Annotated in this window: 18 protein-coding genes and 1 tRNA gene; 16 read left to right on the top strand and 3 right to left on the bottom strand. The window is 68.1% G+C overall.

The window, feature by feature from the left end; all coding sequences use genetic code 11:
- Positions 1-3 precede the first annotated feature (3 nt).
- Positions 4-534 (bottom strand): FHA domain-containing protein FhaB/FipA, encoded by a 531-nt coding sequence (locus tag C0012_RS11450; RefSeq protein ID WP_110588042.1) that lies wholly within the window; start codon positions 532-534, stop codon positions 4-6.
- The gene (locus C0012_RS11445) at positions 531-1,271 is read right to left on the bottom strand and encodes an FhaA domain-containing protein (protein WP_110588043.1); all 741 of its coding nucleotides are present in this window, start codon (positions 1,269-1,271) and stop codon (positions 531-533) included. The genes C0012_RS11450 and C0012_RS11445 overlap by 4 nt, the downstream gene beginning before the upstream one ends.
- Positions 1,272-1,450: 179 nt before the next feature.
- Between C0012_RS11445 and C0012_RS11440 the strand changes: the two genes are divergently transcribed.
- Positions 1,451-1,534, top strand: a tRNA-Leu gene (locus C0012_RS11440).
- A gap of 66 nt (positions 1,535-1,600) precedes the next feature.
- On the opposite strand, the gene C0012_RS11435 is transcribed toward C0012_RS11440, so the two are convergent.
- Complete coding sequence (locus C0012_RS11435; RefSeq protein ID WP_110588044.1) at positions 1,601-2,542, bottom strand: LysR family transcriptional regulator; 942 nt, start codon at positions 2,540-2,542, stop codon at positions 1,601-1,603.
- Positions 2,543-2,843: 301 nt separating this feature from the next.
- On the opposite strand from C0012_RS11435, the gene C0012_RS11430 reads away from it, so the two are divergent.
- From C0012_RS11430 to C0012_RS11360, 15 genes are all read left to right on the top strand, one after another.
- Positions 2,844-3,689 carry a sigma-70 family RNA polymerase sigma factor gene (locus C0012_RS11430; RefSeq protein WP_110588045.1) on the top strand — a complete coding sequence of 282 codons (846 nt, stop codon included), beginning with the start codon at positions 2,844-2,846 and terminating at the stop codon, positions 3,687-3,689.
- Positions 3,690-3,832: 143 nt separating this feature from the next.
- Positions 3,833-4,693 (top strand): flagellin N-terminal helical domain-containing protein, encoded by an 861-nt coding sequence (locus tag C0012_RS11425; protein WP_110588046.1) that lies wholly within the window; start codon positions 3,833-3,835, stop codon positions 4,691-4,693.
- Between the two features lie 92 nt (positions 4,694-4,785).
- Positions 4,786-6,132 (top strand): flagellar filament capping protein FliD, encoded by a 1,347-nt coding sequence (fliD, locus tag C0012_RS11420; protein WP_110588047.1) that lies wholly within the window; start codon positions 4,786-4,788, stop codon positions 6,130-6,132.
- Positions 6,133-6,147: 15 nt separating this feature from the next.
- Complete coding sequence (gene fliS, locus C0012_RS11415; protein WP_110588048.1) at positions 6,148-6,540, top strand: flagellar export chaperone FliS; 393 nt, start codon at positions 6,148-6,150, stop codon at positions 6,538-6,540.
- A 6-nt stretch (positions 6,541-6,546) separates the two neighbouring features.
- Positions 6,547-6,828, top strand: coding sequence for a hypothetical protein (locus C0012_RS11410; RefSeq protein ID WP_110588049.1), 282 nt, complete (start codon positions 6,547-6,549; stop codon positions 6,826-6,828).
- Between the two features lie 128 nt (positions 6,829-6,956).
- Positions 6,957-7,304 (top strand): flagellar basal body rod protein FlgB, encoded by a 348-nt coding sequence (flgB, locus tag C0012_RS11405; protein WP_110588050.1) that lies wholly within the window; start codon positions 6,957-6,959, stop codon positions 7,302-7,304.
- A complete protein-coding gene (locus tag C0012_RS11400; RefSeq protein ID WP_110588051.1) occupies positions 7,301-7,693 on the top strand; it encodes a flagellar basal body rod protein FlgC in 393 nt (130 codons plus the stop codon). Before flgB ends, C0012_RS11400 begins: the two co-directional genes overlap by 4 nt.
- Positions 7,693-8,007 (top strand): flagellar hook-basal body complex protein FliE, encoded by a 315-nt coding sequence (gene fliE / locus C0012_RS11395; protein ID WP_110588052.1) that lies wholly within the window; start codon positions 7,693-7,695, stop codon positions 8,005-8,007. Before C0012_RS11400 ends, fliE begins: the two co-directional genes overlap by 1 nt.
- Positions 8,007-9,626, top strand: a complete 1,620-nt coding sequence (gene fliF / locus C0012_RS11390) for a flagellar basal-body MS-ring/collar protein FliF (RefSeq protein WP_110588053.1) — start codon at positions 8,007-8,009, stop codon at positions 9,624-9,626. Before fliE ends, fliF begins: the two co-directional genes overlap by 1 nt.
- Positions 9,623-10,714, top strand: a complete 1,092-nt coding sequence (fliG, locus tag C0012_RS11385) for a flagellar motor switch protein FliG (RefSeq protein ID WP_232527900.1) — start codon at positions 9,623-9,625, stop codon at positions 10,712-10,714. The genes fliF and fliG overlap by 4 nt, the downstream gene beginning before the upstream one ends.
- Positions 10,707-11,315: a FliH/SctL family protein gene (locus C0012_RS11380; protein WP_162621761.1), complete on the top strand. Its 609-nt coding sequence runs from the start codon at positions 10,707-10,709 to the stop codon at positions 11,313-11,315. Before fliG ends, C0012_RS11380 begins: the two co-directional genes overlap by 8 nt.
- The gene (locus C0012_RS11375; RefSeq protein WP_110588055.1) at positions 11,312-12,634 is read left to right on the top strand and encodes a FliI/YscN family ATPase; all 1,323 of its coding nucleotides are present in this window, start codon (positions 11,312-11,314) and stop codon (positions 12,632-12,634) included. Before C0012_RS11380 ends, C0012_RS11375 begins: the two co-directional genes overlap by 4 nt.
- Positions 12,631-13,053 carry a flagellar FliJ family protein gene (locus C0012_RS11370; protein ID WP_110588056.1) on the top strand — a complete coding sequence of 141 codons (423 nt, stop codon included), beginning with the start codon at positions 12,631-12,633 and terminating at the stop codon, positions 13,051-13,053. The genes C0012_RS11375 and C0012_RS11370 overlap by 4 nt, the downstream gene beginning before the upstream one ends.
- The gene (locus C0012_RS11365) at positions 13,050-13,760 is read left to right on the top strand and encodes a C40 family peptidase (protein ID WP_110588057.1); all 711 of its coding nucleotides are present in this window, start codon (positions 13,050-13,052) and stop codon (positions 13,758-13,760) included. Before C0012_RS11370 ends, C0012_RS11365 begins: the two co-directional genes overlap by 4 nt.
- Positions 13,757-14,998: a flagellar hook-length control protein FliK gene (locus C0012_RS11360; RefSeq protein ID WP_111466951.1), complete on the top strand. Its 1,242-nt coding sequence runs from the start codon at positions 13,757-13,759 to the stop codon at positions 14,996-14,998. The genes C0012_RS11365 and C0012_RS11360 overlap by 4 nt, the downstream gene beginning before the upstream one ends.
- The last annotated feature ends 10 nt before the right edge of the window (positions 14,999-15,008 follow it).

The following is a 15,008-nucleotide window of genomic DNA, read 5'->3' as shown; positions in this document are numbered from 1 at the left end:
GGGCTACTTCCTCAGCTCGAAGGTGGTGGCGCCCACCTTGATGGGCGCGCCGATCCGCACCGCGACGGGCGAGTTCGGCGAGATCTTCGTGCCGTCGTGGAAAGTGCCGTTGGTCGAGTCGAGATCTTGGATCATCCACTGATCCGCGTAGCGCACGAGGCGGGCGTGGTGGCTCGACGTGTAGTCGTCGCGAATCACCAGGCCCGATTCGCTCGAGCGGCCGATCGTCAGCGGCTCGGATCCGAGCGGGATCTCGAGGCCTTCCTTCGGCCCCGAGGTGATGACGATGCGTCCGACCGAGGAGGCGGTCGCGGGTTCGGAGCCGCCCGAAGATCGCGTCACGCTGTGAGCGACCGTCTGCGCTCGCGGATCCGCGCCCGCGGGCGGCCCACCGGATGCGGCGGGCGGATCCGGGAGCTTTCGCACCCGCCCTCCGAACACATCGGCGCGGAGCGCGAAGATGAGTACGAACACGAACACCCACAGCAGCAGCAGGAAGCCGTACTGGAGGATGAAAAGTGTGAGTTCGCTCATCGGCGCCCCCCGTGGAAGGCGTCGATGATCTGTGTCGCGTCGCCCTGATCTGGGAGGCTCTCGGCGCGCGGCGACGCCGTCGCGACGACGCGGAACACGATGTTCGTGCGGCCGATCGTGATCGTCTGCCCGTCGACGAGCCCTGCCTGCTTGACCTTCTGGCCGTCGAGCCGGGATCCGTTCGTCGAGCCGAGATCACGCACCATGCCGCGCTCGCCGTCCCAAAGGATCTCGACGTGACGACGGCTCGTTCCCGAGTCGGCGACCGTGATGTCGGCGTCCGAGCCGCGGCCGATCACCGTGCGTGCCCGGGTGATCGCATGGCGTCGGCCGTTGATGTCGAGAACCGCCTGCCAGGACACGCGACCCTCTGCGGAGGAGCTGAGCACGTCGATCGTTCCGGTCGAGATGCCCTCCGCCGCGTGGATCTCGATGGCGAGAGGTCCGGAGAAGCTGTATCCCTGCGCCGTCGCATGGGCGTGGACGATGTCGCGCAGCTCGTCGTCGAGCGAGCGGCCGAGGCCCTGCATGCGCTCGGCATCTGCCGGGCTGAGGCGCACCTCGAAGCTGTTGGGGGCGAGGATGCGCTCGCGGCTGACGACGGCCGCCTTCGTATCCATCTCGCGACGCAGCGCCGAGGCGATCTCGACGGGCTGGATGCCGCTGCGGAAGGTCTTCGCGAACGCGCCGTTCACGGCGCGCTCGAGTCCCTTCTCGAAGCTGTCAAGCAATCCCACGGTGCTCCTCGATGTCGGATACGGGTATGCGTCATGCTACTGGGCACTTCTGACTTCGCGAGTCGGACGCAAGGATGACGTTCAGGTCACTCTCACGAACGACACGGCCTGGCGGGGTTGGCGAGGGGTCTCACCGTCATGGTATTCTCGGGAAGTTGAGTTCGCGGAGACGCGAACACGCGCAAGTGGCGGAATCGGTAGACGCGCTGGCTTCAGGTGCCAGTGTCCTTACGGACGTGGGGGTTCAAGTCCCCCCTTGCGCACTGGACTTCCTGCATCCCCCTGGTCGCGGCTCCGCCGCTGATCAGGGGGATGTCTCGTTGTGGGCGTCACGGGCGCGCGGAATCGCCCGCTATGAGCCGGCCGGCCTCCTCGAAGAGCTGCCGCATCCATGCGTGCTCGGGATCCCGCTCGTGTGCGGGGTGCCACCACAGGGCGTTGACGAGCGGCGTCGCTTCGAAGGGCAATTTCGCGGTGCGGATTCCCTCCGTCTGTGCGACGACCGGGGCGAGCGCCGATTGCACGAGTCCCACACGATTCGTCCCCGCCACGAAGTGCGGGAGAGCGAGGAAGCTCTCGACGACTGCCTCAGTGCGCGGCTCGATGCCGAGCTGCTGCAGCTGACGCGCCACTGAGGTGAAGGCCGAGCGGGATTGATAGGTCATCACGAATGGACGTGTTGCGAAATCCTCCATTGTGAGGTCGGCGCCCTCTTCCGATTCGTGCGATTTCGCGACGACAGCGATCCAGTCGTCGTGCCAGAGATCGGTGTACGGCAAGTCCGAGAGGTGTCCATGCGGGATGATCATGCCGTCGGCGGAGCGCAGGCGGTTCGCGGCATCATCGACGATCGCCGGGGTGTGCAGCATGAATCGGAAGCGCACACCGGGCGCACGCTCGGCGGCAAGTCGTGAGGCCAGCCTGCCGACGGTGACGAAGCCGTAGTCGGATCCGTAGATCGCGAACTCGCGAACGGACTCCGCCGGATCCCACGCCGCCTGGCTCTCGAACACGCGCCGCGCCGCCTCGAGCGCGACGGTCGTATGCTCCGCGAGCCGAACGGCGAAGGGGGTCAGCTCGTATGTGTTCCCGCGGCGGGCGAGGATCGGATCGTCGAAGTGCGTGCGCAGGCGGGCAAGCGAGGCGCTCAGTGCCGGCTGGCTGAGGCGCAGGCGTTCTGCCGCTCGAGTGACGCTGCGCTCTGTCAGCAGTGCGTCGAGCGAGACGAGCAGGTTGAGGTCGAGGCGCGAGAGCAGCGCGTGATCGGTCACCGGAACCTCCTCGTTCGTGCCGCCGAGCGTATCAACTCAGTCGATGCGGTGTCGGATGGGAATAGGGCCGAGCGATTCAGATCGACCGCTTGGCGGGGATCACCCCGCGCGTGGACGCATGGCAGCTCCGGGCGAGTGCGGCCCCTTCGAACCCACAACGAGCGCGGGCCGGTGGCCCTCGGTGTTCGGTGCGTTGCCACGGCAGACGCCTCGGCTTCGGCGAGTCTTGCGAGAACCCCTGAGATTCAAGCAGATTGTGTATGGTTCCCTCATATACGAGTCGAAAGGGCAATGATTCTCCGTGTCGAGAAGTTCTGGTGATTCCCCTGATCTCACCGTCAATCCGACCGCTTCTTCGACGGTCGAGCAGCTCGTCGGGGCGAACCTCGCCCTCGCCAAATTTCTCGCGACGGAGAAGGCCCGCCGCGTGGAGGGATCCGATCTCGGCGAACTGATGTCCGCTGCCCATTTCGGGCTCGTTCGCGCCGCCCGCGAGTTCGACCCGAACAAGGGGACGCCGTTCGGGGCGTTCGCCCGTCACTACATTCACTGGGAGCTCTCGGACGCGCTGCGCAAGCTCGATCCGGCAGGGGAGCGGATGCGGACCCGGATCAACACCCTCCGTGATGCGCGCACGGAGTTTCAGCGCGACCACGGTGAGGACGGGACCCATGCCGAGCTTGCGGAACTGACCGGAATCGACGAATCCCGTGTCGCGGAGGCGTTCAAGATCGACGCGATGATCCGCAGCAGCGTGAGCTACGAGTCCTTCGTGGAAGAAGGCGCAGAGCTCACGGTCGTCGACCAGATCATCATGCCCGAGCACATGGCCGAGCGCTCGGAGAACCGGCGAATGCTCGTCCGCATGACCGAGGCTCTCCCCGAGGCGATGCGTACCGTGATCCAAGCGGCGTACTTCGGGGATGAGTCCGACACGGTCATCGCCGAGAAGCTCGGTGTCTCACGGCCAAGGGTCAACAAGGTCCGCAGTATGGCACTGCGCCTCATGCGCGAGGCCCTCGATGCGTGGAACGACGACCGGATGGTCGACGCCGAGACGAGCCAGGTCGACGCACCGCAGAGCGCGAAGCGAGCGTTCTACGGTGCCCTCTGGCCGGAGGCGAACCGGGATCGCGTCTCGGCCTGAAGCCGGGAACCGTCCGACCTCCATACCGCAATATCGGCATCTCTGTGGAGGCTCGGTTACGCTCCGGGCGCCGTGTCGCGATGAGTAGGTATGCAGGCCCACGGATGGGCCGGCATCTCACCCATCAGCCACGGAGGAACAACATGGGTCTTCAGATCGCTACCAACACCATGGCGCTCAACGCGTACCGCAACGTCTCGGGCACGCAGGACGACATGTCGAAGTCGCTCGAGAAGCTCTCGAGCGGTGCTCGCATCAATCGGGCCGCCGACGACGCGGCCGGTCTCGCCATCTCCGAGGGCCTGCGTTCGCAGGTCAACGGCCTGAACGTCGCAGCCCGCAACGCCCAGGACGGCATCTCGGTCATCCAGACCGCGGAAGGTGCTCTCACGGAGGTTCACTCGATCCTCCAGCGTGTGCGCGACCTCGGTGTCCAGGCGGGCAACGACTCGAACAACGCCGACTCGCGCGCCGCGATCACCACCGAGGTGACGCAGCTGGTCGCCGAGCTCGACCGCATCGCCGACACGACCAACTTCAACGGGATCCAGCTGCTTGACGCCTCGGCCGGCGCTGCGGGGGACGGTGTGCTGAGCTTCCAGGTCGGCGCCGACGGCACCGCGGGCAACCAGATCACGGTGAACCTCGCTTCGGCGGACATCAAGACGCTCGCCGCCGATCTGCAGACGGCGATCGTCGACACGGATGGCTTCGCGGACCCCACCGTCGCGGCTGCCACCATCGAGACCGTCGATGCGGCCATCACGTCGGTGTCCTCGGCCCGTGCCGACCTCGGTGCGGTCCAGAACCGCTTCGAGTCGACGATCAACTCGCTGCAGATCTCCTCGGAGAACCTGTCGGCCGCCAAGAGCCGCATCGCGGACACGGACATGGCCAGCGAGATGGTCAAGTACACCTCGGCGAACGTTCTGCAGCAGGCGGGCACGGCGATGCTCGCCCAGGCGAACCAGTCGGGTCAGGGCGTCCTGCAGCTCCTGCGCTGATCCTGACGCACGCGTCTCCTGCGCCCGGGCGGGGTCTCGACTCCGCCCGGGCGCTTCGGCTTCTGTAGATCTGACACGAGGGCAAAGGCACGATGAACATCCCCGGACTGGCATCGAACATGGACACGGCGGCGATGATCGACGCGCTGATGAACGTGCAGGCGATCCCCCAGCAGCAGCTGAAAGCACAGATCAGCGACCGGGAACTCGTCGTCTCCAACCTCCAGTCCCTCAACACCTCTCTGCAGTCGCTCGCGACGGGCGCCGCGGAAGCCGCCAGTGCAGACGCCCTGCAGGTGTTCACGACCTCCTCGAGCGACGAATCCGTCACGGTGATCGCGGGCGAAGGCGCTCGCGCATTTCAGACCGACATCGTCGTCGACCAGACAGCGCGCGCCCATTCGATCGTCACGGCTGCGGGCTCCGCAGACGACTGGGGCGGCTCCTTCACGCTCGTCTCGGCCGACGGCACCGAGCATCAGATCGTCCCTGAGGGGACGAGCGCCGAGAGCCTTGCGGCCGCACTGAACGATGCGGGCGCGGGAGTCAGTGCGACCGTCGTCAGCGCGGGGGTCGCGGGCGACGGATCGCCTCTTTCGCGGATCCAGATCACCGCACAGGAGACTGGCGCGCCCGGGTCCTTCACGCTCCACCGCGGTGATGCGACCGGCACAGACCTCAGCACGGAAGCAGACGCGGCGGTCATCGCACAGGGGCAGGACGCCCAGGTGCGCCTGTACGCGGGAACGGCCGCCGAGCAGATCATCACCAGTTCGACGAACACGTTCGATGCTCTCGCCTCGGGCGTCGACATCACCGTCAGCGCCGTCACGACCGGCCCGGTTGCGGTCGGCGTCGCGATCGACGAGCAGGCTCGCGCCGAGACCGCCGGAGAGTTCGTCGCGGTCGTCGCGGACATCCTCGCCCGCATCGACAAGGGCTCCACCGCGACCGTCGCCGGGCCGGGTGAATCCACCACTCTCGGCGTCTTCACCGGCGACAGCACCGTCCGCTCGCTCCGGACCGATCTGGCGAACGCGATCCAGCGACCCGTCGACGGTCGCTCGCCGTCGGAGATCGGGATCTCCATCGACCGCCACGGCGTTCTGAGCTTCGACGAGGAGAAGTTCTCGGAGGCGATGGAAGCCGACCCCGCGGGCACCGAGCAGATGTTCCAGCAGATCGCGCTCCGGGTACAGCAGACCACCGAGCAGTACTCCGACAAGTACGACGGGCAGCTCACCCAGCGCATCACGGGCCAGGAGTCGTTCATCGCGAATCTCGAGTCGCAGGACGAACGGTGGGATACGCGCCTCGAGCAGCGTCGAGCGACCCTCGAGAGGCAGTACGCGACGCTCGAGACGCTGATGGCGAAGTGGAACTCGCAGGAGAGCTGGCTCACCCAGCAGATCGACGCGATGAACGCGTCCCAGAACTGATCCGGAGGAACACCGATGTCTGCACTCGCCATCGCCCGCGCTCGTGAGCAGTACCTGGAGCAGCAGATCGCCTCGGCGACCCCGCAGCAGCTCGTGACGATGCTGTTCGGCCGCCTTCTCGTCGACATCGATCGTGCCGCGGCCGCCCAGGAGAGCGAAGCGTGGGCCGTTGCCGGCGACCACCTCACCCACGCACAGAGCATCGTGGCGGAGCTGACGTCGTCGCTCACCGATGCGTGGGAGGGATCCGCGGATCTCCGGGCGATCTACACGTACGTGAACTCGCGTCTCATCCACGCGAACATCCGTCGCGACCGCGCGGCGACGATCGAGTGCCGCGAACTCGTCGAGCCGTTGCGCGACGCTTTCGCGGGCGCCGCGGACCTCGTCACGGCTCAGGCGGGCTGACGCGTCGTGCAGACTGGCGATATCGCGGCGTGGCGCGAGCTCCTTGCGAGGTTCGAGCGTGCGCTGGATGATCCGGAGGAGATCATCGACGTCGAAGAGATCGTCACCCCTCCCGGGCCCGTTCCCGAGGAGATCCATGAGCAGATGCGCAGCATCATCTCTCGGCAGAGAGTGCTCGTCGACCAGACGGCTCTCGCGCTGGCGTCGACGGCACGCGAACTCCAGGCCCTGCGCAAGATCCCGGAAACGCGCGGGGATTCCCCGGCCTTCCTCGATCTCGAAGGATGACTGCCGGAGAACTCGAGGTCGATTTCGGTTACGGATCAGGCGAGGTGTCCCGATAGTAGGGATCGAGCACGGACTGCTCGACGAGATGGCCACGGATCGGCTGCACCCCTGACTTCGAAGGTGCCTTCGTGCTCGAATCCGTCACGGCCACTGCGCTCATGAGCGCCCTGGATGGCCTCTCCCAGCGCCAGCAGGCGATCGCGAACAACGTTGCGAACGTGAACACCCCTGGCTATCAAGCCCAGCGCGTCCAGTTCGAGGAGGAACTGCGACAGGCGGTCGAGAACGGCTCGGGTGATGTCGACGCGACGACACGTTCGTCGCTCGAGCCCACTCGCTCGAACGGCAACAACGTCAATCTCGACACCGAAACACTCTCCAACATCGACACCGTTCTGCGCTATCAGTTCGCGACCCAGGCGATTGGCGGCCAGCTCGGGAGTGTCAAGACCGCGATCGGGCAGGCATCCGCATGACCTTCGACGCAATCGGCATCGCCGGAACCGGCCTGAACGTGCACCGGCACTGGCTCGACGCGCTCAGCGACAACATCACGAACGTGAACACGCCGACCGCCCCCGGGGAGGAGCCGTTTCGCGAGCGCCTGGTCACGGTCGCGGCGGGGACCGAGGATCCGGGCGTGTACGTCACAGGGGTCGTGGAGAGCGAAGTCGAGACGAAGCTCGTCTACGAGCCGAACCACCCCTACGCCGACGAGGAGGGGTACGTCGAGTACCCCAACGTCGAGCTCAGCGACCAGATGAGCATGCTCATCCTCGCCCAGCGCGGCTACCAGGCAAGCGCCGCCATCGTTGATCGAGCCAAGACCACCTACGAGGCGGCTCTGCAGATCGGACGAAGCTGATGGCCGGGGCCATCGACCCGATCCAGGCGGGGATCAGCCCGCTTCGTGAGTTGAGCTTCGAGCGCGAGACCCCCGAGGCGGCCTCCGCGACCGCGGGGAGCTTCGGCGCCTCGATGACGGAAGCCGTCGATGGGCTGCAGCAGCTGCAGTCCGACTCGAACGCCCTCGCGGTCGGCGCGGTCACCGGAGATCTCAACGACATCCACCAGGCCACGATCGCGTCCAGTCGTGCACAGGTGACGTTGCAGCTGATGGTCGCCGTCCGCGACAAGGGTGTGGCGGCCTTCAACGAGATCATGAGGATGCAGGCCTGATGCCGAAGGCGATCAGCTCGCTCTGGAGCCGGCTGCAGACGACGGTCTCTGGTTTCTCCGTCGCACAGCGCACCATCGCGATCATCGGCATCGCGATTCTCGTCATGGGTGGGATCGCGCTGGGATCCTGGCTCGCCAAGCCGCAGATGAGCCCTCTGTTCACGGGACTGAGCGCGGCGGACGCCTCTGCCGTTGTCGAACAGCTGCAGTCGGCGAGCGTCGAGTACGAGCTCACCGACGGGGGATCCTCGATTCTCGTCCCCGAGAAGGACGTGTACTCCCAGCGTCTCGCGGCCGCATCTGCGGGCCTTCCCGGCGAGTCGAGCAATGGATACGCGCTGCTCGACGACATGGGGGTCACCTCGAGCGAGTTCCAGCAGTCGGTGACCTACAAGCGCGCGATCGAAGGAGAGCTCGCCCAGACGATCGGGGCCATGAGCGGCATCACCTCCGCAAGCGTCCAGCTCGCGATTCCTGAGGACAGCGTCTTCGTCTCCGAGAAGCAGGACCCGACGGCATCGGTCTTCGTGCGGACGCAGGGCACGGCCCTGGGAGACGATCAGGTCGAAGCCATCGCACACCTCACCAGCGCGGCTGTCGCCGGGATGGATGCCGAGGACGTCGCGGTCACCGACCAGGACGGCCAGGTTCTCTCTGCCGTCGGAAGGGGACTGACGGGCGGCTCGGCCAAACAGGCCACCGAGTACGAGGCCGGTGTGCAGGCGGAGGTTGCCCAGATGCTCGAGAAGGTCGTCGGACCGGGGAACGCGACCGTCACTGTCGCCGCCGACGTCACCAATGCGACCAGCGAGCGGATGGATGAGACCTTCACCGATCCGGACGGGGAGCTCTCGCCGAGCGAGACGACGAAGACCGAGACTTACACGGGCGGTGCCGGCCCGGAGACGGGGGTTCTCGGACCCGACAACATCGCCGTTCCCGGGGACGCGAACGGCAACGGGACCTACGAGCTGGAAGAGACGACACGGGCCAATGCCGTGAACAAGTCCACCGAGAAGATTACGACGCCGGCCGGAGAGGTCACGCGTCAGAGTGTCAGCGTCGCCCTCAATGCCGACGCCGTCGAGGGGGTCACCGCCGCCCAGATCGAAGCTCTCGTGGCCGGCGCGGCGGGGGTCGATGAGGAGCGCGGCGATGCCGTGACGGTTGAGTTCGTCCCCTTCAGCCAGGCGGGTGCCGACGCTGCGGCGGAGGCTCTCGCCCAGGCAGAGGCCACCGCCGCCGCGCAGGCGCAGCAGGAACTGATTCGCACGGCGATCATCGGAGGGGCCGCCGTCCTGGCTGCGATCATCCTGGCCGTCGTCGTCGCGATCCGCTCTCGCCGCCGACGGGGCGACGCGCTCGAGGTCGCCCAGACATCCGCACGTCGCACTTCCTTCGAGGATGACGTCATCACGCTGACCACCGCAGTCGACGAGGTGGAGCAGGCCCGGAAGCCCGAGCCGAGCCCCACCGCCGTGCCCGATCCGGAGCCGGGCCCGGAGCCCGAGCACCAGCTCGTCGAGCGCCGCAAGCGCGAGATCGACGACATGGCGAAGAAGGATCCGGAAGCAGCTGCCACGGCGTTGATGAGCCTGATGGATGAGGTGTCGGCATGACGCTGGATGTTCTCGACCCGCAGACGCCGACGACGAAGGACACCGGCACCGATCTGGTGCCGAAGGACATCGCCCCTGTCGCCGCGGACCCCGCGATCTCCGGTGTGCGAAAGGCCGCGATCGTGATCCTCAACATGGATCGGCAGACCTCGGCGGAGGTGCTGCGCCATCTGGGCGAGACCCGATCTGAGCTCATCGCGACGGAGCTGACGCGGCTGGGAGGCCTCGATGCGGCGACCACCGCGAAAGCGCTCGGCGAGTTCCGCAGCATCGCGCGCGGCTCGGGGGTGCCCTCGCGGGGCGGCCAGGAGATCGCCACCGGGCTCCTGGAGGGCGCATTCGGTCGCGACAAGGCGGTCGGGATGGTCGGGCGGGCCATGTCGCAGGGCGCTGTGTCGTTCGAATTCCTCAACGCCGCCGATCCGCAGCAGATTGCGACGATCCTCGACGGCGAGCTCCCGAGCACTGTCGCGGTGGTCCTCGCCAACCTCCGCGCCGACCGAGCCGCTGCTGTTCTCAGCGCGCTGACCGAGCCGCTGCGCACGGATGTCGCGCAGGCGATCGCGACGATGGGAACCCCGTCGCAGGAGGCCATCCAGATCGTGGCCGATTCTCTCCGCGCCCGTACCGGCGTCTTCGCCTCCCGTGAGGTGTCGGAGCAGGTCGGCGGCGTCCAGCCGTTGGTGGAGATCATCAATCGTGCCGACCAGGCGCTGGAGAAGTCTCTGCTGGCAAGCCTCGAAGAGCGCGATCTCACTCTCGCCGACGACATCCGAAGCCGCATGGTCACCTTCACGGACATCGCCCGGCTCGAAGATCGCGACGCGCAGCGGGTGCTGCGAGGAATCGACATGCGCACCCTCGCGCTCTCGCTCAAGGGTGCCAGCGAGGCGATCGTGGAAGTCGTGCGCCGCAACATGACGGACCGCAATCGAGAGAATCTCGCCGAGGAGTCCAAGAGCCTGGGGCCTGTCCGAATGCGCCAGGTCGACGAGGCGCGCGCGGCGATCGTCGCTGTGATCCGTCAGATGGAGGCGGACGAAGAGATCACGATGTCGCGCGATGACGAGGACGAGATCGTTGAGTGAGGTCTTCTCGCCGATGATCGCGCAGCATGTGGGCCCCGCGCGGCCCGATCCGCGCACGGAGATCGATCGTGCGCGCACCCGCGGCTACGCCGATGGCTTTGCGTCCGGACGTCGAGACGCGAAGGAAGCCGCAGAGAGCGAGCGCGCCACGCAGGCTGCGGCCTTTCAGGCTGAGCGGGATGCTGTTCTCCGCAGCATGCGGGAGGCGGTTTCCGCCGTCCACGAAGCGGCAGCCGCTCTTTCGCGACGCACGGCAGAGCTGACGGCCGCCGGCACCGAGCGGGTGGAGGCTCTGGCCGTTGAGCTTGCGGAGACGATCCTCTCCGCGGAGGTCTCCGACGAAGCGCGTTCTGCAGCCCATGCGCTGCGCCGCGCTGTCGAGATCGGCTCCGGCCTCACCGCTCGCGTACTTCTCGCGCCGGAGGACGAGGAGCGCGTCCGGGAATGCGCGGATGCGCACGAGGGGCTCGTCTTCGAGGCCTCGTCTCGCGTGGATCGCGGGGGAGTGATCGTCCACGCGGACGATACGACGATCGACGGGCGTCTCGCCGAGGCGCTCGCTCGGGCGCGGAGTGCCCTCGCGGAAGGTGCGAGTGCATGAGCGGCGGCTCCTGGGAGCGGGTTCTCACTGCGGTGCGGCCCATCGCGTCCGGGCATGTCCACGCCGTCACAGGCCTGGGGGTCGAGATCGTCGGCGTCGACGCCGCCGTCGGCGATCACGTGCAGATCGACGTGTCGGCCGACCGGTCGGTCGATGCCGAGGTCGTCGCCGTGACGGCGGGCATCGTCCGGTGCATGCCGCTGGCTCGCCTCGAAGGGGTGACGACCTCTTCGAGAGTGCGCCACGCCGGCGGATCCCCCCTGGTCCCGACAGGAGACGGACTCCTCGGACGCGTGATCGATGTACGCGGCCGAGCGATCGACGGCAAGGGTGCGCTGAGCGGCGAGGTGCAGCGCGTGTCGATGGATCTCCCGGCGCCGAGCGTGATGGGGCGGCAGCGCATCACCACTCAGCTCGGCGTCGGCGTCCGGGTTCTCGACACGATGACGCCCGTCGGATCGGGCCAGAGGCTGGGCCTGTTCGCGGGATCGGGCGTGGGCAAGAGCTCTCTCATGTCGATGATCGCGCGCGGCACCGAGGCGGACGTCAACGTGATCGCCCTCGTCGGGGAGCGTGGACGCGAGGTGCGCGAGTTCCTCGAAGACGATCTCGGCGAGGAGGGCCTCCGGCGCAGTGTTGTCGTCGTGGCCACGAGTGACGAACCCGCCATGGCGCGCCTGCGCGCGGCCTTCACCGCGACGCGGATCGCCGAGTCGTTCCGCGACCGCGGCCAGGATGTGGTGCTGATGATGGACTCGCTCACGCGCGTCGCCATGGCACAGCGCGAGATCGGCCTCTCGGCCGGCGAGCCACCGGCCACTCGCGGATACCCGCCGTCGACGTTCCAGGTCCTCGCTCGTCTCCTCGAGCGAGCGGGCACGGGGCCGCGCGGGTCGGTGACGGGTCTCTACACCGTGCTCGTCGACGGCGACGACCACAACGAGCCTGTCGCCGACGCCGCCCGCGGAATCCTCGATGGGCACGTGGTCCTCGACCGTTCTCTCGCCGTGAAGGGGCATTTCCCCGCCGTCGACGTCCTGGGATCCGTCAGCCGTGTCCTCTCGAAGGTCACCACACCGGAGCAGCGAGAGGCCGCCACCCGGCTTCGACGCGTGCTCGCTGCGCGCACCCAGGCAAGCGACCTCATCGACATCGGCGCCTACAAACCCGGCGCGAATCCCGACGTCGACACGGCGCTTGCCTCCGAGGCGGCGATCGAACAGTTCCTTATGCAGCGCATCGATGAGCCGAGCACCTCGAACGACGCCTGGACCCGGCTCCGTGCGCTGACGCAGAGCTTCACGGGAGGGGAGCGATGAGGTTCACGCTGGGAGGGCTGCTGCGGGTGCGCGGCGTTCAAGAACGTGCCGCGGCCGCAGACCGGAGCCGGACCGAGACGGCCGCCGAAGATGCACGCAGGGCTGTCCGTCGGGCACAGGAGCGCCTGGGCGTCGGCGGCGACGAGGTCACAGACGCGCGAAGCCTCATGGCCACCTCGGCAGCGCGTGCGGCCGCTCGCGCGGCGCTGCAGGATCTGCGCGCCGCCGAGGCGCTCGCCGCCGAAGCCCACGCAGACGCGTGTGCGGCGCACGTCGAGGCCAAGCGCGAGGTGCGTGCCATCGAGAAGCTCGAAGGTCGCGCGCGCAGAGAAGAGGCCGCGCGCGACGGCCGGAACGAACAGTCGGCCCTGGATGAGATCGCCGTGAACGCTGCGGCCGAGGATCGGAGAAGCAGATGAGCGGACTGACAGCGGCCATCGCCCGCATCGGCGAGATCGAGACGCAGATCACGCAGCTGAACCCGGCCACTCGCTCTGCCGGTGGGGCCCCTGAGGCGGCGACGGTGGCTCAGCCTTCGGCATCGCGGGAGGTGTCGCAGGTCACGCAGCCGACGGCCTCCGCTTTCGAGCGTGCCGCCGAAGCAGTCGCGCCATCGACGCTGGGCGACGGGCAGGTCACCGGCTCCGACGTCGTCGAGCAGGCGAAGAAGTACCTCGGCGTCCCCTACGTCTTCGGCGGCGAAGATGCCACGGGCATGGACTGCTCGGGGCTGGTGCAGAGGGTCTTCGCCGACCTCGGCATCGATGTTCCCCGCGTCGTGCAAGACCAGGACGACATCGGGCGGGAGGTCGGGTCTCTCGCGGAGGCACAGCCGGGCGATCTGCTCGTCCCACACGGATCTGGCCACATCGTCATCTACATCGGTGACGGTCAGGTGCTGCACGCTCCGAAGCCCGGCGATCACGTGAAGATTGCCGACAACTGGTATTCCGACGCCGACCTCTTCACGATCCGGCGCTTCGTTCCGGCGGACAACGAGGTCGAGGCGCCGGCCGTTCCTGCGTCGGCGCCCGCGTCGACGGGCGCGGATGTCACCGGTCAGCAGATCCTCGCCCAGGTGCAGGCGCTGTTCGCCTCGCAGAGCCTTCCGGGGGTCGCCGCATGAGCGCGGTGACCTTCGTCCCCCGTGTGGCGACCGTGCAGCCGCGCGCAGAGGGCCCGCGTCTCGACGCACACCCATTCGACGCGCTCCTGACGGGCATGCTCCCCGCCGGGAATCCGGGACGTCCCGCACAGGCCGCCTCGGACGCCGCTGTCGACGAGGCCGCACAGCTCGCGACTCCCGAAGAATCTCTCGATGCCGAGATCCCCCAGAGCATCGTCGCGGCGGGCCCGTCCGAGCTGCCTCAGCCGCGTGGGGCGGCCGTCTCCACGGAGTCCGAGGCGCAGACCGAGGACGTCCCGGTCGCGTTCAGCGTCGCCGAAGGCGCCGCGGGGGAGGGCGCGGGCGATCCCGCCGCCCTGGCGCAGCCGGATCCACAGACGGAGACCGGCGCGGAGGCCTCCGTGGCGCGTGTGGACGGGGTCGCCGAGACGCCCCCGGATCCGTCCCGCCGTCGTCCCGGGGTGCCCGCCGCCATCACCGCGCATGCCGCGCCGGCTGTGGCGGGATCCGCAAGCGTGCCCGCGGAGGAGGTGCCGGATACCGCGACCATGATGGGCTCTCCCGCGGTCGGTTCCCCCGGGAGCGCGTTCGCTCAGGCTCAGGCGTCGCCCCCTCTCCTCGGGATGCCGCGCCCGGATGCGGCGGTCGCCCCGAAGTTCGAGGTGTCTGGCTCGGAAAGCCCGCAACCCGTGGCCGCGGCGCCGGCGACCCCTGTCGTCGCGGCGACAGCGTCCGCGGCGGTGCAGGCGCCTGCTGCGCCTGCTGCTCCTGCTGCTCCGGTGCTCGCGCAGGTTGCGCCCGCTGTCATGCACCTCGCCCAGCAGCCGGCAGGCACCCATCAGGTGACGCTGACGATCGCCCCCGAACACCTCGGCGCCGTGACCGTGCGCGCGGAGATCGATCGCGCTGGTGAGATGCGCATCGAGCTCTCCGGCGGAAGCGACGCAGGGCGCGACGCCCTGCGCATGATCGTCACGGACCTTCGTCGTGATCTGGCGGCCATCTCGCCGAACGCAACACTGCATCTCGGACAGGGATCCGCGCAGAGCTCCGACGCCGACGCGGGTGCGAGCGGCGGGCTCGCGGATCCTGACGGTCGAGATGGATCTGAGCCCTCCCCGGGGGATCGCCGCGGACGCGGGGCCCCGGCCCCGCTTCCTGATCTCGCACAGCGGACCCCTGCGTCCGAATCCCATGACCACGGCGGGCCGCACGCCCGTCTCGACATTCTTGCCTGAAAGGACACCG

It is taken from the genome of Microbacterium suaedae (assembly GCF_003254645.1).
GTDB classification, from domain to species: Bacteria; Actinomycetota; Actinomycetes; order Actinomycetales; family Microbacteriaceae; genus Microbacterium; species Microbacterium suaedae.
The sequence above is the reverse complement of the archived record's forward strand: the minus strand, read 5'-3'. Positions and strand labels throughout refer to the sequence as shown.

Bases quoted from the DNA above. Each gene is read 5' to 3' on its own strand.
- C0012_RS11450 (WP_110588042.1), bottom strand. From the start codon at position 534: ATGAGCGAACTCACACTTTTCATCCTCCAGTACGGCTTCCTGCTGCTG.
- C0012_RS11425 (WP_110588046.1), top strand. From the start codon at position 3,833: ATGGGTCTTCAGATCGCTACCAACACCATGGCGCTCAACGCGTACCGC.
- fliD (WP_110588047.1), top strand. From the start codon at position 4,786: ATGAACATCCCCGGACTGGCATCGAACATGGACACGGCGGCGATGATC.
- fliS (WP_110588048.1), top strand. From the start codon at position 6,148: ATGTCTGCACTCGCCATCGCCCGCGCTCGTGAGCAGTACCTGGAGCAG.
- C0012_RS11400 (WP_110588051.1), top strand. From the start codon at position 7,301: ATGACCTTCGACGCAATCGGCATCGCCGGAACCGGCCTGAACGTGCAC.
- fliE (WP_110588052.1), top strand. From the start codon at position 7,693: ATGGCCGGGGCCATCGACCCGATCCAGGCGGGGATCAGCCCGCTTCGT.
- fliF (WP_110588053.1), top strand. From the start codon at position 8,007: ATGCCGAAGGCGATCAGCTCGCTCTGGAGCCGGCTGCAGACGACGGTC.
- fliG (WP_232527900.1), top strand. From the start codon at position 9,623: ATGACGCTGGATGTTCTCGACCCGCAGACGCCGACGACGAAGGACACC.
- C0012_RS11375 (WP_110588055.1), top strand. From the start codon at position 11,312: ATGAGCGGCGGCTCCTGGGAGCGGGTTCTCACTGCGGTGCGGCCCATC.
- C0012_RS11370 (WP_110588056.1), top strand. From the start codon at position 12,631: ATGAGGTTCACGCTGGGAGGGCTGCTGCGGGTGCGCGGCGTTCAAGAA.
- C0012_RS11365 (WP_110588057.1), top strand. From the start codon at position 13,050: ATGAGCGGACTGACAGCGGCCATCGCCCGCATCGGCGAGATCGAGACG.
- C0012_RS11360 (WP_111466951.1), top strand. From the start codon at position 13,757: ATGAGCGCGGTGACCTTCGTCCCCCGTGTGGCGACCGTGCAGCCGCGC.